At 68.6% G+C, this 22596-nt stretch carries 18 protein-coding genes; 5 read left to right on the top strand and 13 right to left on the bottom strand.

The window, feature by feature from the left end; translation table 11 throughout:
- Window positions 1–259 precede the first annotated feature (259 nt).
- The 13 genes from W5W_RS0108040 to W5W_RS0107980 all read right to left on the bottom strand — a co-directional run bounded on the left by W5W_RS0108040 (window position 260) and on the right by W5W_RS0107980 (window position 16495).
- Entirely contained in the window at window positions 260–1240 is a 981-nt protein-coding gene (locus W5W_RS0108040; RefSeq protein WP_238533289.1) for a cell division protein FtsQ/DivIB, read from the bottom strand.
- A complete protein-coding gene (gene murC / locus W5W_RS0108035; protein WP_017195039.1) occupies window positions 1240–2763 on the bottom strand; it encodes a UDP-N-acetylmuramate--L-alanine ligase in 1524 nt (507 codons plus the stop codon). Before murC ends, W5W_RS0108040 begins: the two co-directional genes overlap by 1 nt.
- Window positions 2763–4076, bottom strand: a complete 1314-nt coding sequence (locus W5W_RS0108030) for a UDP-N-acetylglucosamine--N-acetylmuramyl-(pentapeptide) pyrophosphoryl-undecaprenol N-acetylglucosamine transferase (protein WP_008731499.1) — start codon at window positions 4074–4076, stop codon at window positions 2763–2765. The genes murC and W5W_RS0108030 overlap by 1 nt, the downstream gene beginning before the upstream one ends.
- Window positions 4069–5298 carry a peptidoglycan glycosyltransferase FtsW gene (locus W5W_RS0108025; protein ID WP_017195038.1) on the bottom strand — a complete coding sequence of 410 codons (1230 nt, stop codon included), beginning with the start codon at window positions 5296–5298 and terminating at the stop codon, window positions 4069–4071. The genes W5W_RS0108030 and W5W_RS0108025 overlap by 8 nt, the downstream gene beginning before the upstream one ends.
- A gap of 335 nt (window positions 5299–5633) precedes the next feature.
- Window positions 5634–7124 (bottom strand): UDP-N-acetylmuramoyl-L-alanine--D-glutamate ligase, encoded by a 1491-nt coding sequence (gene murD, locus W5W_RS0108020; RefSeq protein ID WP_017195037.1) that lies wholly within the window; start codon window positions 7122–7124, stop codon window positions 5634–5636.
- Between the two features lie 114 nt (window positions 7125–7238).
- Window positions 7239–8330 carry a phospho-N-acetylmuramoyl-pentapeptide-transferase gene (gene mraY / locus W5W_RS0108015; RefSeq protein WP_008731551.1) on the bottom strand — a complete coding sequence of 364 codons (1092 nt, stop codon included), beginning with the start codon at window positions 8328–8330 and terminating at the stop codon, window positions 7239–7241.
- Window positions 8327–9820 carry a UDP-N-acetylmuramoyl-tripeptide--D-alanyl-D-alanine ligase gene (locus tag W5W_RS0108010; RefSeq protein WP_029574190.1) on the bottom strand — a complete coding sequence of 498 codons (1494 nt, stop codon included), beginning with the start codon at window positions 9818–9820 and terminating at the stop codon, window positions 8327–8329. The genes mraY and W5W_RS0108010 overlap by 4 nt, the downstream gene beginning before the upstream one ends.
- Window positions 9796–11397: a UDP-N-acetylmuramoyl-L-alanyl-D-glutamate--2,6-diaminopimelate ligase gene (locus W5W_RS0108005; RefSeq protein WP_017195035.1), complete on the bottom strand. Its 1602-nt coding sequence runs from the start codon at window positions 11395–11397 to the stop codon at window positions 9796–9798. Before W5W_RS0108005 ends, W5W_RS0108010 begins: the two co-directional genes overlap by 25 nt.
- 168 nt (window positions 11398–11565) lie before the next feature.
- Entirely contained in the window at window positions 11566–13383 is a 1818-nt protein-coding gene (locus W5W_RS0108000) for a peptidoglycan D,D-transpeptidase FtsI family protein (RefSeq protein ID WP_029574172.1), read from the bottom strand.
- A 7-nt stretch (window positions 13384–13390) separates the two neighbouring features.
- Entirely contained in the window at window positions 13391–13837 is a 447-nt protein-coding gene (gene ftsL / locus W5W_RS0107995; RefSeq protein WP_008731599.1) for a cell division protein FtsL, read from the bottom strand.
- Window positions 13834–15003 (bottom strand): 16S rRNA (cytosine(1402)-N(4))-methyltransferase RsmH, encoded by a 1170-nt coding sequence (gene rsmH, locus W5W_RS0107990; protein ID WP_017195033.1) that lies wholly within the window; start codon window positions 15001–15003, stop codon window positions 13834–13836. The genes ftsL and rsmH overlap by 4 nt, the downstream gene beginning before the upstream one ends.
- Before the next feature lie 290 nt (window positions 15004–15293).
- Window positions 15294–15725, bottom strand: a complete 432-nt coding sequence (mraZ, locus tag W5W_RS0107985) for a division/cell wall cluster transcriptional repressor MraZ (RefSeq protein WP_008731574.1) — start codon at window positions 15723–15725, stop codon at window positions 15294–15296.
- 374 nt (window positions 15726–16099) lie between these two features.
- A complete protein-coding gene (locus W5W_RS0107980; RefSeq protein WP_017195032.1) occupies window positions 16100–16495 on the bottom strand; it encodes a DUF3040 domain-containing protein in 396 nt (131 codons plus the stop codon).
- Window positions 16496–16908: 413 nt separating this feature from the next.
- Here W5W_RS0107980 and W5W_RS0107975 point away from each other — a divergent pair, with 413 nt between their 5' ends.
- From W5W_RS0107975 to W5W_RS0107955, 5 genes are read left to right on the top strand one after another with little or no spacing between them, the layout of a single operon-like run.
- A complete protein-coding gene (locus W5W_RS0107975) occupies window positions 16909–17976 on the top strand; it encodes an ABC transporter substrate-binding protein (protein ID WP_017195031.1) in 1068 nt (355 codons plus the stop codon).
- Between the two features lie 32 nt (window positions 17977–18008).
- Window positions 18009–19694 carry an ABC transporter permease gene (locus tag W5W_RS0107970; protein WP_017195030.1) on the top strand — a complete coding sequence of 562 codons (1686 nt, stop codon included), beginning with the start codon at window positions 18009–18011 and terminating at the stop codon, window positions 19692–19694.
- Window positions 19691–20848 (top strand): ABC transporter ATP-binding protein, encoded by a 1158-nt coding sequence (locus W5W_RS0107965; RefSeq protein WP_017195029.1) that lies wholly within the window; start codon window positions 19691–19693, stop codon window positions 20846–20848. Before W5W_RS0107970 ends, W5W_RS0107965 begins: the two co-directional genes overlap by 4 nt.
- Window positions 20845–21468: a 2'-5' RNA ligase family protein gene (locus W5W_RS0107960; RefSeq protein ID WP_017195028.1), complete on the top strand. Its 624-nt coding sequence runs from the start codon at window positions 20845–20847 to the stop codon at window positions 21466–21468. Before W5W_RS0107965 ends, W5W_RS0107960 begins: the two co-directional genes overlap by 4 nt.
- Before the next feature lie 43 nt (window positions 21469–21511).
- Window positions 21512–22555 (top strand): LacI family DNA-binding transcriptional regulator, encoded by a 1044-nt coding sequence (locus tag W5W_RS0107955; protein WP_017195027.1) that lies wholly within the window; start codon window positions 21512–21514, stop codon window positions 22553–22555.
- Window positions 22556–22596: the final 41 nt, after the last annotated feature.

The raw sequence follows: 22596 nt of genomic DNA, 5'->3' as shown, positions 1-22596 counted from the left end.
TCTGCCTCCGCGAGTTCGTGCCGAGCCCCGTGGGACTCCCCTCAACCCTCAACCTCAAGTTAAGGTTTATACTTATGTCATTCTGGCGATGACAAGGGCAACGCTATGGGGCGCCCGGGCGCCGTCGTCGCATTTGAGCTCGGCGTGTTTTCCCACGCGAGCATCGCATCCCCTGAAACCGCTGCACCCTCTGTAACCGCCGCGAAAACATCGGCGCCGCTGAGACACGCCCGCGTCCACTCCAACCGTCAGATCCGCCTCACGATGTCGTCGGGCTGTGCGGGCTCGAGACGTCATAGGTCGAGGCCGATTGCTGCAGCAGCACCTTGAGGACCTCGGCCTTGAGATCCGAATCGGTGCTGTCCCCCCACACGACATGGGCGCCCGAGGATAGGACGAGGGTCACCTGTCCAGTGGTCGTCGCGCTGCCCGAGGCCACCTGCGGCCGGACCGAGGAGTCCAGGCTCCCCACGGCCTCAGCCACGGCACCGACCTGCTCCTGCGTCAGAGCAGCGCCCTCGTCGGCCGTGACCTCGGCCAGACCCGATTGCGGCTGCTCGGTGGTCTCCAGAACGACGGCCTCGCCATCGAGAACCTCGTAGCCCGCATCGGTGCGATGCTGCGCGACCGGCACCCGCATGGTCAGCGCCACGGCGAGCCCATGGGGCCACGAACGGGTCACGGCTGCGGACTTCACGCGGACGAGGTCATCGGTGACCTCGTCGCCGAGCGCAGTGACATCCAGGCGGACCAAGGAGGTCCCCGCATGGCCGGCGAGCGCCTCCTGCACAGCCGCGGCATCCACGCTCCCATCGGAGCCGGAGACCGTGATGTCAGCAGTTCGCAGGGCGAGCAGAGGCGAGAAGACGAGGATCCACACCAGCGCAGACACACCCGCTCCGATGGCCAGCAGACCCGCCAGGCGGCGCACGAGCAGAGCGCGATCGGCGCGACGCCGCTCCGCGAGTCGATCGGTCAGACCGGTCGAGACCACACGATCGCGCCGATCCGCACGCGCAGGCGTCGAGGTGCGGCGACCGAAGACATCCAACGAGCCCCCGCCCCGCCCTTGGGAGGCGGGCCGAGCGACAAGCTCGCGCCCCCTGCTCGCTGAGCCCGAGGAGCCCGAGGAGCTTGAGGAGCCCAGCGAGCCCGGTGAGCCCTTCTCCGTCCCAGAGGCGTCGGGCGCGTCCTGCGAATCATCGGGCACCTCGGGACGCGGCGCCCTCGGCTTCCTCATCATTGCGCGGAATCGCCCTGGGAGACGCCGGGCCGTCCGACCTGCTCGAGCCGCTCGAGGATGACAGGCCCGAGCCTGGTCACGTCGCCGGCGCCGATGGTCAGCAGGACATCACCGGGCCGGGCCGCGTCGGCCAGGGCATGTGCGGCCTCAACATGGTCGGCTATGTACTGGGCGCGCGCCCCCTCGATCCGGTCGGCGACGGTCGCGCCGGTGACGTCGGGGAAGTCCTCCTGGGTCTCGCGCGCAGGGTAGATGGAGGTCACGACGACGAGATCGGCGTTGTCCAGGGCGGCGCCGAAACGGTCGGCGAAGGCGCGGGTTCGAGAGAACAAGTGCGGCTGGAACAGCGCCAGGACACGACCCGAGCGAGCATCGGCCACCTCGCGGGCGGCGGTCAGCAGTGCCTCGATCTCGGTGGGGTGATGGGCGTAATCGTCGATGACGCGCACCCCGGCGACCTCGCCGCGCTCCTCGAAACGACGTCCGGTCCCGCCGAAGGCGCCCAGAGCGCGGGCCATGGCCTCGGGCTCCACACCCAGTTCGATCCCGGCCGCCCAGGCGGCAGCGGCATCCAGGACGATGTGATCGCCCGGCAGGGCGAGCTCCAGAGCGATCGGTCCGGTGACCGTGCAGTCCCCGGGGCGCACCGGGCCGGGGCCCGTCGTCTCATCACGCCACATGGTCAGCAGCGCACTGGTACCCCCGGCGCGGCGCTCGATGATCTCCACACGCACGTGAGCATCATCGATGAGCCGCCCCTCGGCTCCCAGGCCGGCATCGACGGTGCCGTAGGTCGTCACAGGTATGCCCTTGGCGACTGCGGCACGAGCCAGACGCAGGCCGCCGGGGTCGTCAGCACAGACGATGAGCCTGCCGCCGGTCCGGAGATTGCATGCGAAGTCGAGGAAGGCCCGCTCGAAGGCCTCGGTCGTGCCGTAGTTGTCGAGATGATCGGGCTCGACGTTGGTCACGACCGCCAGATAGGGCTCGTAGTTGAGGAAGGAGCGGTCGGACTCATCGGCCTCGGCCACGAAAGCGCGGCCGCCGCCGAGGCGGGCGCCCGCCCCCAGATCGCGCACGACTCCGCCGACGGCGAAGGAGGGGTCCTCCCCCGCGACCGACAGGGCCTGAGCGAGCATGCCGGAGGTGGTCGTCTTGCCGTGGGCCCCGGCCACGGCCACGAAGTCGCGTCCTCGAGCCGCCAGGGCGAGCGCCTGGGACCGGTGGATGACCTCCTGGCCCCGCTCACGGGCAGCGGCGAGCTCGGGGTTGTCCTCCTTGATGGCGGTCGAGACCACGACCGTGGCTCCGGCAGGCACGTGGGCGGCGTCGTGCCCCAGCGCCACTGTCAGGCCCAGGCCGCGCAGGTGGTCGAAGGCATCGCCACCGGCAGCGTCCGAGCCGGTCACGGTGGCACCGCGCTCGGCCAGGAGCTGGGCGAGCACGCTCATGCCGGCACCGCCGACACCGATGAGGTGGAAGGCGCGCCCGTTCAGGTCAGTCGCCCCGGACATGCTCATCACTTGACCTCCTGGTCTGCGGGATCGCCAGCGGATTCAGGGCTCTCAAGCCCTTCAGCATCAGGAGCCGCCACGGACCCCGCACCGGCGGTCGGCTCGGCGGCGACCGAGCGGATCAGCGCCGCCAGACGCGCCGCAGCGTCGCGCACTCCGGTGGAGGCCGCAGCCTCGGCGGCCGCGACCCGGGCCTCGGGGTCCGCCAGCAGATCGGTGAACGACACGATGTCGTCAGCGGCGAGATCGCCGTCGGGAACCAGACGGCCCCCACCAGCGGCGACGCAGTCGGCGGCGTTGAGCCGCTGCTCGCCATTGCCGATGGGCAGCGGCACATAGAGAGCGGGCAGCCCCAGAGCGGTCAGCTCGGCCACAGTGCCCGCACCGGAGCGGCAGATCACACCGTCAGCACACGCGTACGCCTGCTCCATGGCGGAGAGGTAGTCCATCACATGATACCGATCCGCCATGTCGGGGGCGGCGGCTCCCTCGGCGACGGCCCGCTCCAGGGCGGCGCGCACGGGCGCATCCTTGTCCCGCCCGGTCAGGTGAAGGATCTGGAGATCGGAAGGCAGGCGTCCGAGAGAGGAGGCGATGACCTCATTGAGATGCTGGGCGCCCAAGGAACCACCGGTGATGAGAAGGGTCGGCGCCTGAGGATCCAGGCCGAGAGCCGCCGCGCCCCGGCCGCGCGCCCGAGCGGCCCCATCGGCATCGGCCCGCTCGGCCACCAGAGCGCCAATGGCGGGCCGCAGGGGCAGGCCGGTGACCTCAGTACGGCCCTTGGACGCCTTCAGACGCGTCGAGGCGAAGGTCAGGGCGACGGCCGCCGCCCATCCGGCGCCCAGCCGGTTGGCCAAACCGGGCCGGGCGTTCTGCTCGTGAATGACGACGGGCACCCCCGCCTGTCGGGCGGCCAGGTACGCCGGTGTGGACACGAAGCCCCCGAAGCCGACGACCACCTGCGCGCCAACGCGCTCAATGGCCTCTCTGGAGGCGATGACGGCCTTCTGCAATCGGCGCGGGAGCAGGAAGAGATCGCCTGTGGGGCGTCGCGGCATGGGGACCCTGGGCACATAGGCGAGGTCATAGCCGGCCTCGGGCACGAGGCGGTCCTCCAGACCCTCCTTGGTGCCCAGCACCAGGAGCTCGGCGCGCTCGTCCCCGCCGGTTGCGGGATCGCGCAGAGCGGCCGCCGTGGCCAACAGCGGGTTGACGTGTCCGGCGGTGCCGCCTCCCGCGAGCAGCACGCGCAACGGAGAGCGCGCCGACTGCGAGGGGGCGCCTTCGGGCGCACCGGTGGGATGTGTGTCAGGCACGGTTCCTCCTGCGGGGGGCGATGACGGCCAGAGTACGGCGCACGGCCGCGCCGCTGGCGCGCAGGGCCTCCGGCGCGCCAGGTTCATTACGGGCCAGGGCGAGCAGCACGCCGACGGCCAGGAGCACCGACACCAGGGCGGAGCCGCCCTTGGAGATCAGCGGCAGGGGCACGCCGAGCACGGGCAGCAGGCCGACCACGACACTCATGTTGATCAGGGCCTGCCCGACGATCCAGGCCAGGAGACCGCCGGTGACCACCGAGACGTACAGGGAACGGGAACGACGCATGATGCGCATGCAGCACCATCCGATGATGGCGAACAGGGCCATGACGATGATCGTGCCGATCAAGCCGAACTCCTCGCCCAGAACGGCGAAGATGTAATCGGAGTCGGCCTGAGTCAGGTAGCCCCACTTCTGACGCGATGACCCCGGGCCCACGCCCCACCAGCTGCCGGTGCCCAATGCCCAGCGTCCGTGCTTGGGCTGGTAACCGACATCGAGCGGATCCGCACCGTCGGGATGCCACCAGGCGATGATGCGGGCGCGCCGATTGGCCGACAGCGCCGACAGCAGAGCGAAACCGCCCAGCCCGAGCCCGCCGAGTGCTGCGAACCAGCGCCAGCCCAGTCCCCCCATCCACAGTGCCCCGGCCACCAGCAGCGCCAGGACGACGACGGTGCCGAGATCACCGCCTCCCAGGACCAGGATCACCGACAGCACCACCGGCCCGAAGATCCATCCGGCCAGGCTCCTGAACTTGCGCCACGTATCGACTGCCGGCAGAAAGACCTCCTGCCGGGTGGTGATCATGACCCCCAGATAGAGGCACAGGGCGAGCTTGATGAACTCCGAGGGCTGAATCGTGCCGATGCCTGGGATGAGGACCCAGTTGCAGTTGCCGCCCACGCAGCTGCCCACGCCAGGAACATAGACGAGCATCTGCCCGAGGCTGGCGATGATCAGGGTCGGTATCGCCATCCGCTTCAGGAAGCGGACCGAGGCGTGGGCGATGGCTGCCATGCCCGCCAGACCGACGACCGCGAAGATGAGGTATTTCGCGAACTCGGTGAAGGCGTCCTGGCCCTGAGCGGCAACGGTCACCGATTGGACAGAGAAGACCATGACCAGGCCGAACAGGAGCAGGAACAGGGTCGCCAGGAGCAGGGCGTAGTACGTGAGTGTGGCGGGCTCGCCCGGTCTGGGCCCATCGGCGCCCATCAGCCGCCGCCACCAGGCACGCACCCCACGGGACGCCGGAACCGCTGCCGTCGTCGATGCTGGAGATGCTGAAGATGCTGGAGACGTAGAAGCCGCAGAAGCTGTAGAAGCTGTAGAAACAGCTGGAGATGTGGAGGATGCAGAGGCTCTAGAAGGTGCGGCAGGAGGGTCCGGGCTCTCGGCGGCCGGCTTCCGAGAGCCAGCGCGCGGCTCCGGCGGCGCACCCGCCGAAGGCAGTGCAGACGGCTTCTTGCGGTCGCGCTCGGGGCGCCGGCCACCGGTGCGGGACGCACGGGACGCACCGCTGCTGCGGGACCGGTTGCGCGAGCGCGCCATCACGGCGTCTCCCGGCTCTGGATCAGGGCACGCGCCGAGGCCGCGAAAAGATCCCCCCGCTGGGCATAGGAACTGAACTGATCCCACGAGGCGCACGCGGGCGCGAGCATGACGGTATCGCCGGGCCGCGCCATGGCGGCGGCGGCCGCGACGGCGCCGCTCATGACCGAGTGCCCATCGCCGTCGGGGATCCGGGTGACCGCCAGATCCGGAGCCTGAGCACGCAGCGCGGCCAGCACGTCCCTCTGATCCCTGCCGATGACGACGACACCGCGCAGAGCCGGGCGCACCGCCCGCACCAGGTCGTCGAAGGAGGCGCCCTTGGTGTCGCCCCCGAGGATCCATACGCCGGTGCCCGCCGGCAGAGACGCCAGAGCAGCTTCGGCGGAGTGCGGGTTGGTGGCCTTGGAGTCGTCGATCCAGGTCACGCCCCCGCCCTGGGCCACAGTGACAAGGCGGTGGGCGCCGGGGGCGAAAGCACGCAGACCGCGGGCGATCGCTCCGGGGTCGGAGGCGACGGAGTCATGGGCCAGAGCCAGGGCGGCAGCGGCCAGGGCGTCGGCCACCACATGGGCGGGAAGCCGCTCGGCCTCGGCGCCGGGGGCCAGGTGGGCGAGATCGGCCAGGCAGGCCAGCTCCAGGCCGGCACTGCGGCGCTCGGGATTCAGAGCGCGATCGACCATGAGGTCTTCGACCATCCCCACCTGCCCCAGGACAGGAGCCGCCAGGGTGAAGCCGACGGCCAGGCAGCCCTCGGCCACGTCGGCCTGCTCGACCATGGCCCGGGTCGCGGCATCGGCGGTGTTGTACACGGCCGCACGCCGAGTCCGCGCATAAATGCGCGCCTTGTCCGCACCGTAGGCCGCAAGCCCCCCGTGCCAGTCGAGGTGATCGGGAGCGAGGTTGAGACAGGCCGCAGCCAGCGGACTGAGCGTCCGGGTGGTGTGAAGCTGGAAGCTGGACAGTTCGACGGCCATGACATCGGCCCGCCCCTCCAGGACGGTGGTGATGGTGGGCGATCCGATGTTCCCCACGGCCGGCGCGTCGAGTCCGGCCGCACTCAGGATGGCCGAGAGCATGCCGACCGTGGTGGTCTTGCCATCAGTTCCCGTGACGACGATCCAGGGCACCGCCGGCCGGGTGGCCCGCTGCAGGCGCCAGGCGAGTTCGATCTCGCTCCACACCCGGATGCCCTCCTGACGAGCGCGGGTCAGGAACGGCCCAGTCGCGGGCACCCCTGGGGAGACGACGAGCACATCGGGCCGATCCTCACCCAGGGCATCGGCCTGAGCACCGTCATCGCCGAGGGTGACCCGCTCCAGCGGCGCCGACACGGAGTCGGCCGCATCCTGACGGGAGTCGAACAGATGAATGCGCGCGCCGAGGTCGGCCAGCGCCTCGATGACGGCGAGTCCGGTACGGCCCGCGCCGACGACGCCGACGCGCGCCCCGGCGAGTTCCTCAAGCGTGATGGCGTCGTCGGTGGTCACTGGTGGTCTCGATCCTGATGGTGCACTGATGCAATGTACTGCGATGTGTTGCGATCTGCTGCCATATTCGCAGGTGCTCGTGGCGGCTAGCAGATCAGAGCGCTCACAAGGCGCTCAGAACACGACGAGGTACTCGGCGTAGAACAGGCCCAGACCCGCGACGACGCAGACCCCGGCCACGATCCAGAAGCGGATGACGACGTTGACCTCGGTCCAGCCGCCGAGCTCGAAGTGGTGGTGCAGCGGCGCCATGCGGAAGACGCGCCTGCCCGTCGATTTGAAGGACGCCACCTGGATGACGTCGCTGAGCACCTCGGCGAGGAAGAGCCCGCCGAGGATGACGGCGAGGAACTCCGTACGGCTCAGGATCGACAGGCCGGCCAGCGCCCCGCCCAGGGCCAGCGAACCGGTGTCGCCCATGAAGATCTTGGCCGGAGAGGCGTTCCACCACAGGAAGCCGAAGCAGGCGCCCATGAGGGCCGCGGCGATCATGGCCAGATCGCGCGGATCGCGAACCTGGTAGCACAACGTGGCCACGACGTCGTGATGCCTGTACTGGCAGGATTGATTCGTCTGCCACACGCCGATGAGGGTGTAGGCGGCGAAGACCATGGCCGAGGAGCCGGCCGCCAGCCCATCGAGTCCATCAGTGAGGTTGACGGCATTCGACCAGGCGGTGATCAGGAAGTTCGCCCACAGGATGAAAAGGATCAGACCCACCGCCGTCCCGGCGAAGGCCAGGTCGAGATTCGTGTCGCGCGCGAAGGAGATGCGGGTGGAGGCCGGCGTGAGCCCACTGCGGTCCGCGAAGAACAGCGCCACCACGGCGAAGGTAATGCCGATGAACGCCTGCCCCAGCATTTTCTGCCAGGCGCGCAGGCCCAGTGAGCGCTCCTTGGAGATCTTCTCGAAATCATCCAGGAACCCGATCAGGCCCAGGCCCACGATGAGGAACAGCAGCAGGACCCCGCTCGCGCGGGGCGGGCGCAGCTCGATGAGGTTGGCGGTCGCATAGCCGAGCACGGTGGCCAGGATGATGACCAGCCCGCCCATGGTGGGAGTACCGCGCTTGGTGAAGTGGCCCTGCGGTCCGTCCTCGCGGATGAACTGGCCGTACTGGCGCCGATGGAGGAATCGAATCAGCAAGGGGGTGCCGAGCAGAGTCACGAGCATGCCGACAGCGGCGGCGACGAAGATCGCGGTCATCGTGCGTCCATTTCCTTGACGCCCTCCTGAAGGCGGTCGGCGATGCGCCAGGCGCCGGAGCCGTGAGATCCCTTGACCAGGACGGCATCCGCGCGGCGCAGCGGGCAATCGGGTGAATCGAGCAGGGAGAGCGCCGCATCGGCATCGGCGAGCTCAATGGTCGTGACACCGGCCTCGGCGGCAGCGCGAGCGGCCGGAGCAGTGCCGGAGCCGATGGCGATCACCAGGTCCGCCCCCGCCTGAGCCGCGAGCTCGCCGGTGCGAACGTGGTCGGCTGCAGAGGAGTCCCCCAGTTCAAGCATCTCGGAGACCACGACCACCCGGCGCCGATCGGCCGCCAGAGCGGGCAGGGAGGCCATTGAGGCGGTCATGGAGTCGATATTGGCGTTGTAGGAGTCGTCGATCAGCAGGAGACTCCCCCCGCCGAACGGGACCTCACGCACGTCCATTCGATGCGGGCTCTCAATGCGGGCGCTCCCCAGCTCCCGAGCAACGGCCTCGGCCGGTACTCCGGCGGCGATCGCGAGCCCGACAGCGGCCAGCGCGTTGGCGACGTTGTGGGCGCCGGCCGGCGCCAATCGCACACGCCGGGGCTCGTGCAGGCCGGGGGCGTGCAGCTCGAAGCCCGCCCGGGCCTCGGCATCCAGCCGCACACCGGTGGCGCGCAGATCGGCGGGGCCGCCTTCGGCCGAGAAGGTCAGGACGCCGGCGGGGGCGAGTCCCGCCATGGCGGCGGCCCGCGCGTCGTCGGCATTGAGCACCGCGGTTCCGGTGGGTACGAGCCCGGAGACGATCTCACTCTTGGCGGCCGCCACGCCGTCGATCGAGCCGAATCCCTCCATGTGCGCATGACCGATCATGAGGACTGCAGCCGCATCCAGCGGGGCGATTCGAGTGAGGTAGTCGATATGCCCGGGTCCGGAGGCGCCCATCTCCAGCACGAGATACCGGGTGGACTCATCGGTCTCCAGCACGGTCAGGGGAAGCCCGACCTCGTTGTTGAAAGAGGCGATGGGCGCGACAGTGGGACCCTGCGCCGCCAGCAGCTGCCGGGTGAGATCCTTGGTGGTGGTCTTGCCCACCGAGCCGGTCATGGCCACGACCGCGAACCCGTCGCCTCGCGCGGCAGCGCGCTCGCGCATATCGGCCAGATGGGCGCGGGCGAGCTCGCCGAGCGCCTCGACCGTGTCGGGCACGGTCAGGAGGGGGAACCCATCCGGATCATGCCCCGCTGCGGCCAGGGAGGAGCGGGCAGTGGCGGGATCGCTCACCAGGGCGGCCGAGCCCCCGGCGGAGGCGACCTGGCCGACATGGGCGTGGCCGTCGGTGCGGTCACCGGCGATGGCCACGAACAGGGCGCCCGGACCCGCCTGACGGGAATCCGTGACGACACGAGTGACGACACGAGCATCGGCGCTGCTGGAAGCACCGCAGGCAGCGGCGACCTGGGGAAGGGGGCGGGGAATCATGCGGGCGTCACCGGTCCCCACTTCGCCTCGGCGGCTTCCCGCATGACGGGCGCGTCGTTGTAGCGGATGAATTCTCCGGCGACCTCCTGGAAGGGCTCATGGCCCTTGCCGGTGACGATGACGGTGTCCTGAGGCCCGCATATCTCAACGCCGCGGCGCACAGCGTCACCGCGCCACGTGGTGATCTCCTCGACGTCGGCCAGATCGGGGCGCACAGAGCGCACCCCCTCCAGGATGGCGTCGCGGATCTTCTGCGAATCCTCACTGCGCGGATTCTCGTCCGTGATCACCAGGACGTCGGCCAGACGGGCGGCCACCCGGCCGAGCATGGGCCGTTTGCCCCGGTCCCGATCGCCGTCGGAGCCGAAGACGACGATGAGGCGACCCGGCGTGATCTGACGGACCGCTTCGAGAGTCAGCTCCATGGCATCGGGCGTGTGGGCGAAGTCAACGATGCAGGTGCCGCGCCCCCCATCTCTCTGGGTGATGCGCTGCATGCGCCCGGGGATGTTGTGGGCGGTGGCCAGAGCGGCCACCGCGGTGTCGACGGGGACGCCCGCACGCATGGCCATCACCAGCGAGAGGGCGGCGTTCTGGACGTTGACCAGTCCGGGCAGCGGGCATGACGCCTCAATATGCTCGGCATCCGGGCCGTGAAGAACGAAGGTGGTGGCGGAGTCGGTCATGGACACGGCGGCGTCACTGACCCACCAGTCGGCGGAGGCGTCGCCCGGGTAGGCGCGCACGCGGTCCACCGGTATGAGGCCGGCCCGCTCAATACGATCGGCGAGCCGGCGCCCCCACTGATCATCGACGCAGATGACGCCGCGCCGGGCGCGCTCGGGGGTGAAGAGCTGGGCCTTGGCGTCGAGGTAGCCCTCCATGGTCTTGTGGAAGTCGAGGTGGTCGCGCTGCAGATTGGTGAACCCGGCGACGTCCACGACCGTGCCGTCCAGGCGGTGCAGGACGATCGCATGACTGGATGCCTCCAGGCTGGCGGCTCCCACGCCCTCCTCCACGGCCAGAGCCATCATGCGCTGCAGGACCGGAGCCTCCACAGTGGTGCGAGGGGACTCGATTGCGAGTCCGCCCACCCGCAGCTCCACCGTGCCCGCGACCATGCACCCGCCCAGGTGAGCCGTCAGAATCGCGTCGTTGAAGTAGGAGGTCGTGGTCTTGCCGTTGGTACCCGTCACCGCGGTGGTCGTCAGCCGTTCGGCGGGATGGTGGTAGACCTCGGCCGCCAGGGGACCGGCCACGGCACGCGGGTCGTCCGCAATCAGCACGGGCGTCTGCGGGCAGGAGGCGCGAACCATATCCGCCCCGGCCTCATCGGTGACCACCGCGATTGCGCCGGCCGCGACCGCCTCGGGCGCGAACTCCGCGCCGTGACGAGTGAAACCGGGCAGAGCGACGAAAAGCTCACCGCGGCGGACATCCGAGGAATCGACGCTGACGCCATCGGAGGCGAAGGCCTCGGGCATCTGGGCTCCGGCGGCGGGGCGCAGCGCGAAGCGAGTAGCGAGGTCCCTCACAGCTACTGGAGCACTGCGGTGCGGACGCAGCGCGGCGGCCGACTCGTACGCGTGGTTGCTCATGGCTCCTCAATCTATCGTGGCCGGAAGGTGACGGCTTACACCGTCGGAACGTGCAGGGGACCGCGCAGTTCGAAGGCTACGCCCTGGTAACGCCCCAGGAGACCGTCACGAGGTGCACTCCCCCACACCGAGGGAATCGCAGGCGCGCAGCCATGATGTGGCGAGCATCTAGCCATGGCCCTCACCGGCCTCCTCCGCGGCGTGGGCGGCATCGGCGTCGGCCTGCACGGCCGCCTGAGTCGCGGTGACCGAGGGGTCGGGAGCAATGCCCAGGGAGTGCATCGTGGCGAGCGCGATCTTGCGGAACACCGGCGCCGAGACCGTACCGCCGTAGGTGTCCCGGGGCCGGTAGACGATGACGGCCACGGCGATGGCCGGATCGCGCGCCGGCGTGAAACCGACGAAGGAGGCGACCGTGCCGTCCTCGGTGAGGATCTCGGTGGTGCCCGTTTTGCCCGCGACGAGGTAGCCGTCGATCGAGGCGGCCTCTGCGGTGCCCCCCTCCTGAGTCACGCCGATGAGCATCTCCGTCAGCGAGGCGGCTGCGGACTCGGAGATGACGCGCTCCCCCTCGGGCTGCGTCTGAGGCGTCTCGTTGCCCTTGGAGTCGATCCACGCGTCGATGATGCGCGGAGCGACGCGTACGCCCTTATTGGCGACGGTGGCGAGCACCTGTGCGGACTGGAGCGCAGTCCCGGCGATCCCCTGGCCGAACATGGTGGTGTAGTTGGTCCGGTCGTCCCAGTCGGAGGCGGCGCCGAGCATGCCGGCGGACTCCGCGGGCATCTCGATGCCGGTGAGACTGCCGAATCCGAAGCGCTCGATGTAGGAATGGCGCACGTCGCTCGACAGCTTCTCCCCGATCTGCACAGTGCCCACGTTGGAGGACTCCGCCAGCACCTGGGCGCTGGTGAGGCGCTGCACGTCGTGCTCGTGGGAATCCCGGAAGGTCTGCCCGTTGGCGGCCGTCCACGTGTAGGGAACGGTCCAGGAGTCCTCGGGAGTGATGACGCCCTCCTCCAGCGCGGCCGCGAAGGTCATGACCTTGCCGACACTGCCGGGTTCGAAGATGGCCTGGACGCTGCGGGCGGTCCGGTCCTCCTCGGCAGTGGCCTCGACATCGGCCGGGTTGACCGCATTCGAGTCGGCCAGCACGAGCAGCTTGCCGGTGGAGGGCTCCATGACCACCACGCATCCCCAGCCGGCTCCCTGCGCCTTGACGGCCTCGTCGATGGCCTCTTGAGCAATGGCCTGCAGGTCCGGGCTGATCGTGGTGCGCACGGCGGTACCCGGAACCGCCTCCGTCTCCTCCTGCTCGCCGGTGGGGATGATCGCGCCAGTCTTGCCGATCTCGACGCTGCCCTCGCCATCGGCGCCCGTGAGGGGCTCGTTCTGGGACAGCTCGAGGCCCGCGGAGCCGATGAGAACGCGCCCATCCCCCTCATAGGTGTAGCCGAGCACATTGCCCGCCACCGTCCCCGCCGGATAGGTGCGGCGGGTGCGCTGGTCGGGTTCGACGCCGGGGATGTCCAGCGCCTTGATCTGCCGCCAGGTGTCCGGCGGAACGGCCTCGGCGATGACGGCGTAGGGCTGCTCCCCCACCATCTGGGCTCCGAGATCCTGGGCGTCCACGCCCAGGATCTCGGCCATCTGCTTGGCCGCAGCGGCGGCACCATGACCGACGACGGCTTTCGACTCCTCGCCCGTGGCCGGGTCGATGCGGTCCTCGGTCCGCTCGTACTGGGCGATCTTGATCTGGTTGACGCCGATGTCGTACGAGACGGCCGAGGACGCGAGAATCGTGCCATCGCGCCCGAGAATGTCGCCGCGCGGAGCGCGGTTGACCCAGGTGACGGTGCGCTCGGCCTTGGAGGTGGCGGCGAGCTCCGGGCCCGAGATCATCTGGAGCCACGCGGTGCGCCCAGCCAGGGCGGTGAATCCGGCGAGCCCCATGACCTGCAGGGCCTGTCGGCGACTGGGGTTCACTGATGCCCTACTTGGAGTCGGCCGTAGCGGCGCTGCCGCCGGACAGGGTCGAATTGGACAGGTCGACAACGCCGGGGGCGGCCGCCGGGACCATGCCCATGTCGGTGGCCCGTGAGGCGAGTGAGTCCGGCGAGGACGCCTCTTGAACGTCCGAGCGCACGGTCTCGATATGGTCGTTGAGAACGTTGAGCTCGGTCTGCGCCGCCTTCATCTTGTAGGCGGTGTCCGCCATCTTGGCGTTCAGGAGCATCGACGCGGCCAGGGCTCCCACCAGGATCGCGACGACCACCAGCAGGAACGGCATGGTGGCTCGGGCCGGGGCGACACCCCGGACGACGTGGAGCTGAGGCTGCTCCTTGACCTGCCTGACCTGGTCGCGCGCCGTGGAGCGCCGACCGGATGGGGCGATGTCGTCGGTACGTGGACGGCGGACTCGAGCCGCAGCTGTACTCATCTGCCTCTCCTTCCTTGTGCGGGCTTTCTGGCGGGATGGGTGCGGGGTCTGGGTGCGGGCTCCGGCGCAGGAGCCTCGGCGGCGGGGCGGATGCGGGTAGCGGCCCGCAGTCGTACGGGCGCGCTGCGGGGGTTGGCGGCGAGCTCGTTGTCGTCGGCCTTGAGCGCCCCGTGGGTCGCCGGCTCCAGGTAGGGCATGGCGTCCTGGGGCACGAAGGGCAGCTCCTGCGGGGCCGAGGATGAGAATCCTGCGGCGAGGACCCGCTTGACGATGCGATCCTCCAGGCTCTGATACGACTCGATCACGATGCGCCCGCCCACCCGTATGGAGTTCAGCGCCCGGGGCACAGCGCGTTCAAGGACCGCGAGCTCGGCGTTGACGGCCACGCGCAGGGCCTGGAAGGTTCGTTTGGCCGGGTTTCCCCCGGTGCGGCGTGCGGCGGCCGGCACGCAGGCGCGCACCAGCTCCGCCAGCGCATCGGTGGAGCGGACCGGGTCGCCCGCCTCACGCCGTCGCACAACGCCGGCGGCGATGCGTGCGGCGAAGCGCTCCTCGCCGTAGACGCGCAGAATGCGGGCGAGCTCGTGCTCATCAGCGGTGTCGAGGATGTCCTGGGCGGTGCGTCCGCCGGACTGGTCCATGCGCATGTCCAAAGGCGCACTGCGCGAGTACGAGAATCCGCGTTCGGCACGATCGAGCTGAAGGGAGGACACGCCGAGATCCATGAGGATCGCGTCCACGACTCCCGACCTCCGCCCGGCCGCCTCCGCAGCATCCGACGCGAGGGAATCGACACGGTCGTAGGTGGCGCATACCGCACGGAAGCGCTCGCCGAAGCGGGCCAGCCGCGCGCTCGCGAGTGCGATCGCCTCGGGATCGCGGTCGATCCCGATCACCGAGAGGTTCTCGAAGCGCTCCAGCGCCGCCTCGCTGTGCCCGCCCATGCCGAGCGTGCAATCGATGAGGATCGGGCGGGCGGGGGCGCTCGGCCCCACCAGGGCCGGGGCGAGTAGATCCAGGCACTGCCGAAGGAGGACGGGCGTATGAAGCTCGGCCGCCTGCGCGGCATCGGACTCGGCGACAGGCCGTCCCGCCGGTACCGCCTCATCGGCCTCATCGACACGACCGAAGGGGCCGCTGCTGACGGTTGTCCGAGTGTCGTTCACTATCCCTCCTTCCTGTTCCTGGTCCTTTTCCTGGTCGATCGTTCTAGGTGGCGCACAGACTGACGCGTGCCACTGAGCGAACCCGGCTCCGTCCTGCCAGGACTCCTCCCGCGTGTTCCGGCGCCGGGGAAGAGACGTCGGACGCTGCGGCGGGCGGAGACCTCACGGGACGGGGCCGCGGGTTCGTAGTGCTCAGCAGCAGTTATTCGGTTGTGCCTGTTGTGTCTGTCGTGTCGGTTGTTCTGTCTGTCTGCCTGTCTGCGCAGCGTGTGACTGCGGGGTGGATGGATTCAGAAGAAACCGGGGATGATCTCCTCGGCGGTATCGGCGAAGACCTGTTCCTGCGCAGTCAGGTAGGCTTGCCAGGCCTCGGCGTCCCAAATCTCGACGCGAGCTCCGGCGCCGATGACGGCCAGGTCTCTGGTCAGCCCCGCATAGGCGCGCAATGGGGCCGGCAGCGTGATGCGCCCCTGCTTGTCCGGAATCTGGGAGTCCGCGCCCGACAGCATGACGCGCACGTAATCGCGCGCCTGCTTCTGAGCGAGAGGAGCCTCGCGCAGCTGGGCGTACATGCGCTCGAACTCCGAGGCCGTGAAGGCGTAGAGGCAATGCTCCTGCCCTCGGGTGAGCACCACACCCCCGGCCAGCTCGTCGCGGAACTTGGCCGGGAGGATCAGGCGCCCCTTCTGATCGAGGCGGGGGGCGTGGGTGCCCAGGAACATCGGGCATCCCTCCTTCCCCTCCTCGACGGACCAACGCACCCCACAGTACTCCACTTCCCTCCCTTTTCTCCCACGCCAGGAACCCCGCCTGCATCACGTTCCCGTCCTAAGGGGCATGAAATCGCCGTTTTCCGCGGTGGAGCGGAGTGGAGGAGATTGAGCGCAGAGCCTCACTCCGGCGTGGCGCCTCCCGGTCGCAGGCGCACCCATACCGCCAGGAACGCAGTAAGAAAGCGGGGGAACGCGAGGGGAATGCGAGAGAAAACAGCACGAAACAGCCCCGCCACCGAGTGGTGACGGGGCTCGAAGAGCTCGGGTGGAGGGAAGTGGGGGGAGTGAGATCGCGATCGATTCGCGGCCGGATCGGGAGGCGATCAGTCCTCTCTATTGCGGCGCCGATCCCCGCGCTCGGAGTGACGACCCATGAAGGACGGCCCGGCGGAACGGCCGTCGAGGGGCTCTTGAGGGGGCGAGTTCTGAACGCCGACAGGATCGACCCGGGTGAACATCAGAGTCACGCCCCACACCGCAACCCCGAAGCCCGCCACGCCCAGAAGGATGGAGACGACGGAATGGCCCACCGCGACGCCCCCGATCACCAGGGCCAGGCCCACGAGCACCAGGGCGACGCCGATGCCCACATGACGCGGGGAGATCCGCCCCGCGGACACCTCCGCCCGGTCCATGGTATGAGCCAACGACGGATCCTCGACATGAAGCTGCTCCTCCAGATCGCGCAGCACCTGCTGCTCACGCTCCGATAGTGCCATCATGCTCCTCGTTTCTGAGCCAGTGGGGCGGGCTCGCCTCCGGTACTCCGGCCGGTCGGCGCCGATCGTTCAGACCCGGAGCTTCCACAATATGCGCTCCGCACCCCTGAAGAAAACCAGGAAGGTGGGTGGGAGCACGTCAGGATGCCGATCGCGGCGGAAAGCGCCCGCACCTGAGCAGCGCCCGCAACGCCCACAACACCGCCGGGCCTTCACACAGTCTCGCCAGGTCTTCCCCGACGGCGGCAGCGCAAGCGAATCCTGATATGGGAACGATTCCACGGCCTCCTGCGGGCAACACGAGCACGCAGACCTCCAGTTCCTTTGAATTTCTTTGACGAACCCACGGGTCAGGGCTACACTCCCGAATGAAAGCGTTTCCACATCCGTCATCACTTCTGGAAGGCTCAAAGATGCGCATCCGCTCTATGCTGACTGCACCCACCGCACTGACTGCAATCGTCGCCTCGGCCCTCGCACTCTCCGGCTGCTCAGCGCCTCCCGGCGCAGAGGACTCCTCCGGAGCCGGGGCGAACGGCAGCCTGACCGTCGCCTGCTCACAGCAGGAGGACTTCTGCCAGGCCATCACGTCCGCATACGAGAAGAAGACCGGCTCCACGGTCACCTACGTCCGCCTCGGGGCCGGCGAGGTCCTGGCCCGCCTCGAGACCAACCCGGGCGAGTTCGACATCTGGATGGGCGGCCAGGCCGAGAACCACCTCGTGGCCTCCGACAAGGGATGGATCGAGGACTACATCTCCCCGAACGCGAGCGCCCTGCCCGCGGAGTACAACGACGAGAAGGGCACCTGGTCCGGCTTCTACACGGACTCCATCGCCTTCTGCTCGAATCAGGACGAACTCGACCGTCTGGGCGTCAAGGCGCCGCAGTCCTTCGAGGATCTACTCGATCCCGGCCTCAAGGGCCACATCGCCATGCCCCACCCGGCAACGGCGGGTGTGGGCTATATGGCGATGTACACCGTGGCACAGCTGCACAACGGCGACCAGACGGCGACCATCGACTACTTCAAGCAGCTCAACGGCAGCATCATGCAGTACTCGAAGTCCGCGGCGACCGGCACCGAGCAGGCCGGACGGGGCGAGACCGCCGTGGCGATCGCCCTCGACTCGGACTGCCAGAAGGCCATCGACGCCGGCTACTCCTCACTCACGCTCTCCTACCCGCAGGAGGGCACGGGCTATGAGGTCGGCGCCGTCTCGGTGCTCGCCAATGCCCGCAACGGCGAGGGCGCCAAAGCGATGATGGACTGGCTGCTGTCCACCGAGGCACAGGACCTGTACGCCGACGTCCCCTCCTACGCCGCCCCGACGCTGCCCGATGCGAAGATCGGGGAGAGCGTGCCCAAGCAGGACGGGGTCAAGCACGTCACCTGGGACAACCGTGATGCCGCCGACTCACGAACCGAATACATCGATGCTTTCGAGGAGCAGGTAGCCGGTTCCTCCGAGGCGAAGTGACCAGCCGGCCGATGTCTCCCAGGAGCACGACTATGACCTCCCTCCCCGGGTCTGCCCGAACTCGGCGTCGCAGGCCGGTGGACCTGTCCGTGGCCGCAGTCCTCGCAGTGGTGATCGCCTGCCTCTTCCTGACGGTCGGTATCCCGGTTGGCAAACTCCTCGGGGCCGCGCTCTCACCCGATGGCCGCTCAGCGATTGTGACATCACTGACCAGCCAGACGACTCCGCTGCGGAACACCATCGTCCTGGGCGTTCTCGTGGGGACAGTCGGAACCGCGATCGGCTTCCTGACCGCCTATGCGCAGGTGTTCCTCGACTTCCGGGGCAAACGCGCCCTCCACTGGATCACCCTGCTTCCCACCGTCTCTCCCCCATTCGCCACCGCCACCGCGTTGATCACGCTGTTCGGCAAGCGCGGCATCATCACCTTCCACCTGCTAGGGGCTGATCACAACATCTACGGCCTCCAAGGACTGACGATTGTTCTGGCGATGACCTTCGCGCCAGTCGCCTACCTCAATATCAGAGGCATGTTCGAGAACATGGATCCGTCGCATTTCGAAGCGGCGGCCTCCCTCGGCGCCAGTCCGCTGCAGACGCTGTTCAAGGTCACCATCCCCATGACCATCCCGGCACTGCTGGCCTCCTTCCTCGTCCTCTTCGTGGAGGGCATCGCGGACCTCGCCAATCCGCTCGTCCTGGGCGGCGACTACCGCGTCCTGGCGAGTCAGATCTACTTCGCAGTGGCCGGGAGCGGCGATGTCGCCTCGGCGGCGGGCATCGCCCTGGTGCTCCTGGTCCCCGCCATCAGCGTCTTCGCCGTCCAGAAGTACTGGGCGGGCAAGAAGACCGTCATCACCGTCACGGGAAAACCGACGGGAACCGTCAAACCTGTGACCGCTCGGACGGTCAAGTACCCCGTGCTCCTTCTCGTGGGGGTCTGGGTCGCCCTGGTCCTCGCCTGCTACACGGCAATCCTGGTGGGCGGATTCGTCAAGATCCTGGCGGTGGACAACTCCTGGACCTTGGACCACTACCAGTTCGTCTACCGCCTCGGGGCGGACGCGGTCACCAAGACTCTGATGATGACCCTCATCGCCACTCCCATCGCGGCACTTCTCGCCCTTCTGATCGCCTGGCTCGTGGTCCGGCACCTGCCCAGGGCGGGCAGAATCCTGGATTTCGTGGGCATGCTGGGGATCGCCGTGCCGGGAACCGTGCTCGGTCTCGGATTCGCCCTGGCCTACTCCGGTCCCACATGGTTCCTCGGGCATCGGATACTTCCGCCGCTCGCGGGCGGGCTCGCAACGGGAGCGGGCGCGGTGGCCATCATCATGGTCTATATCGCGCGCGCCATTCCCACGGGGCAACAGGCGTGCATATCCGCACTGAAGCAGATCAACCCGCAGGTGGAGGAGGCGTCAACGTCACTCGGCGCCTCCCAGATCACCACGCTCCGGCTGATCACGCTCCCCCTGCTGCGCTCAGGGGTCGTCACCGCGATGACCTATGGCATCACGAAGTCGATGACGATGATCACCGCGATCATCTTCATCACCACGCCCCAGACCAAGGTGATGACCGCTCAGATCCTCGACGAGGTGGACGCAGGGCACTTCGGCAACGCTTTCGCCTACTGCACCGTCCTGATCGTCCTCGCCATCGCCTCCCTCGCCATCAACCAGCTCAACCGCTCCATGAGGACGGCCCAGTCATGACAGACAACAAGCAGAACGACCCGACCGTCGAGGACGATCCCCGAGTCACCGCGGGAGCCCTGGATCTGGTGGACGTCACCAAGACGTACGCCGGCCGGCGCGGCACATCTCAGAAAGCCGTCGACGGCATCAGCCTCCATATCAAGGCCGGGACCTTCACGACTCTCCTCGGCCCCTCCGGCTGCGGCAAGACCACCACACTGCGCATGATCGCGGGCTTCGAGGAGGTCACCTCCGGGGAGATCACCCTTGATGGCGAGCCTTTGACCAGCACACCCGCGAACAAGCGGCCGATGTCGATGGTGTTCCAGTCCTACGCCCTTTTCCCGCACCTCACGGTGGAGGAGAACGTCGGATTCGGGCTCAAGCTCAAGAAGGTGGCTCGCCAGGAGCGCGACGACCGCGTCGCCACGAGCCTGCGCACCATGGGCATCGAGGAGTACGCCAAGCGGCACCCGCACCAGCTCTCCGGCGGCAAGCAGCAGCGCGTGGCCCTAGCCCGCGCGCTCGTCATGGAGCCGAAGATCATCCTGTTCGACGAGCCGCTGTCCAACCTGGACGCCCGCCTCCGCCTGCGGATGCGGGAGGAGATCCGATCCCTCCAGCAGCGGTTGAGCCTCACGGCCATCTTCGTCACCCACGATCAGTCCGAGGCGCTGACCATGAGCGACACGATCGTGGTCATGAGTGCCGGGAGGATCGAACAGGTCGGAACGCCCGCGGAGATATACCACCGCCCCGCGAACCGCTTCGTGGCCGGATTCCTGGGCACGAGCAACTTCATCGAGGGCACGGTCTCAGAAGTCCTCCACGAGGACGCGCACTACGGCCGCTACCGGATCTCCACGACGCTCGGAGACATCGAGTGCGACGGCGTCCCCGGCCTGGAGGAGGCGCAGAGCACAGCCATCGTGATCCGTGCGGAGGACCTCGTGGTGGGAGAGGAGCGCAGCGATTCACTGCGGATCCCCGGCACCATCGTCTCCTCAGCCTTCGACGGCGATGTCATCAACTACGTCGTGGACACTCCCTGCGGACGACTTCAGGGACGCGCCCCCGGCACCGCCGACGTGCGGGCAACGGGGCATGAGACCGACTGCGCCGTCGATAGCGCTCTCATGTGGGCCGTCCCTCAGGAGCAGGAGGGCGCATGAAACGCTTCTTCGACCGTCCGGACACCCACTGGAGGCGGGGCGACGGTGCGCTCCATCTTTACGCGACGCCGGGAACGGGAAGCACAGTCGCCGGGGTCGCGAAGGCAGCCGAACCGATCCTGAGCGGCATGGGCGCCCTTGTCGCTCAGCCCCTGCGGTACGTGCACATGACCCTCCAACGCCTCGACCTCTACGAGGACGAGCTGGACGACAACGGGACAACGGCCCTGCGCACATCGCTCGCGGCCTTCGCACGGACAGCGAGCCCCCTCACCGTGCGCTGCGGCTCCCCCCTCGTTCGCCGCGAGGCGGTCGAAGTCCTGGGAGAGGATCGCGATGCCTTCGACGCGCTGGTCAGCGGTAGCCGAGCGGCCTGCGCGCAGGCCGGTCTCGCCGATGCGCTGACTGAGCCGCCTTTCGGCCCCCATTTCACCCTCGCCTACTGCACGACGGCATCCGACGAGGAGACCGACCGGCAACTGGCCGCCGCTCTGAGCAAGGCCTGCCCGGCCGGCATCTTCACGATCGACAGGATCAGCCTGGTCAGCGTCGAACAGCGCAGGGATGAGGGGATCTTCGCCTTCGACACGCTTGCCGAGTGGGAGCTCGGCGTAAACTGACAGTTCATCTCATCACGCACGCAGTGAGCACGGGAGGCGGGAAGTGGAACGCAAGACCCGAGTGGGTCTGGCCCAGGTCGCCCAAGCGGCTGGCGTCTCCAATTCAACCGCCTCCCGGGCACTGTCAGGTCATCCGAAAGTCTCCCCGGAGACTCGAAGGACCGTCCTGGCGACGGCCACGCGCCTGGGCTACGTGCGCAATCTCGGTGCGGCGGGTCTTGCCAGCACGCGCAATACCGCCGTCGGCCTCCTCATCAGGGATGCCGGATTCCACTTCTACGGCCAGGTATCCACGGAGATCCAGCGCGAGACCGACCGGGCCGGACTCGATCTACTCATCACGGCCGGTGGAGACAAGGAGGAGACTCAAGTCGAGGCGGTGGAGAACCTCCTCGGGCACTCCGTGGGAGGCATCATCGTGGCCTCAGGACGCGTCTCGTCTCGGGCCATCGAGCACTCGGCATCCTTCGTCCCGACGATCACAGTGGCCCTGAGCTCCACCCATCCGGGCATCGACTGCATCCGCATCGACCCCCAGTCCGAGCTGGACCTCGCCCGACGCATCATCGATGCGGACCATCGGCACGTCGCCATCACCGCCTCACGCCACCCCCTGGCCACCACCCTGCACGCCCGAACCGCCACGTTCCTCACCGAGTTCGTCGTCGCCGGCGTCACCACGAGCATCGTCACGGAGGACGCCGCACAGGGCGAGGCGTTCGAGAACGGATTGCGACAGGCCCTGGACGAGGGCGCCACCGCGATCGTGGCGGGCAGCGACATGATCGCACTGCGCGCCCTCGAGCTGCTTCAGGAGTGGGGGATATCCTGCCCCGAGGAGGTCTCCGTGACCGGCTTCGACGGCGTCGGCCCGTACCGCAGTCCGCTTCTCGGCCTGACCACCGTAGAACAGCCCGTGACCGACATGGCCCGTGAAGCCGTCTCTCTGCTGACCGCCCGATTCAATGGAGGGGACTCCGCCGAGCGCGACATCCGCATCCCCGGACGGATCATCGAGGGACGGACGCTCGGTCAAGCGCCGGCTCGGCCATCCGACGAGTCCGGGCCGTTTCCGGGTGAGCGGTGACCTGCGGGAAGCCACGGTCCCCGCCCGCCGCCGGCAGATGG

The organism is Actinomyces massiliensis 4401292 (genome assembly GCF_000269805.1).
Classification (GTDB): domain Bacteria; phylum Actinomycetota; class Actinomycetes; order Actinomycetales; family Actinomycetaceae; genus Actinomyces; species Actinomyces massiliensis.
This window is presented reverse-complemented; position numbering and strand designations above follow the sequence as displayed.

Coding starts and splice junctions, on each gene's coding strand:
- W5W_RS0107960 (WP_017195028.1), top strand. CDS start 20,845: ATGAAACGCTTCTTCGACCGTCCGGACACCCACTGGAGGCGGGGCGAC.
- W5W_RS0107965 (WP_017195029.1), top strand. CDS start 19,691: ATGACAGACAACAAGCAGAACGACCCGACCGTCGAGGACGATCCCCGA.
- mraZ (WP_008731574.1), bottom strand. CDS start 15,725: ATGTTCCTGGGCACCCACGCCCCCCGCCTCGATCAGAAGGGGCGCCTG.
- W5W_RS0107975 (WP_017195031.1), top strand. CDS start 16,909: ATGCGCATCCGCTCTATGCTGACTGCACCCACCGCACTGACTGCAATC.
- mraY (WP_008731551.1), bottom strand. CDS start 8,330: ATGACCGCGATCTTCGTCGCCGCCGCTGTCGGCATGCTCGTGACTCTG.
- ftsL (WP_008731599.1), bottom strand. CDS start 13,837: ATGAGTACAGCTGCGGCTCGAGTCCGCCGTCCACGTACCGACGACATC.
- W5W_RS0108040 (WP_238533289.1), bottom strand. CDS start 1,240: ATGAGGAAGCCGAGGGCGCCGCGTCCCGAGGTGCCCGATGATTCGCAG.
- W5W_RS0108005 (WP_017195035.1), bottom strand. CDS start 11,397: ATGAGCAACCACGCGTACGAGTCGGCCGCCGCGCTGCGTCCGCACCGC.
- W5W_RS0107980 (WP_017195032.1), bottom strand. CDS start 16,495: ATGGCACTATCGGAGCGTGAGCAGCAGGTGCTGCGCGATCTGGAGGAG.
- murC (WP_017195039.1), bottom strand. CDS start 2,763: ATGAGCATGTCCGGGGCGACTGACCTGAACGGGCGCGCCTTCCACCTC.
- W5W_RS0107970 (WP_017195030.1), top strand. CDS start 18,009: ATGACCTCCCTCCCCGGGTCTGCCCGAACTCGGCGTCGCAGGCCGGTG.
- W5W_RS0108025 (WP_017195038.1), bottom strand. CDS start 5,298: ATGGGCGCCGATGGGCCCAGACCGGGCGAGCCCGCCACACTCACGTAC.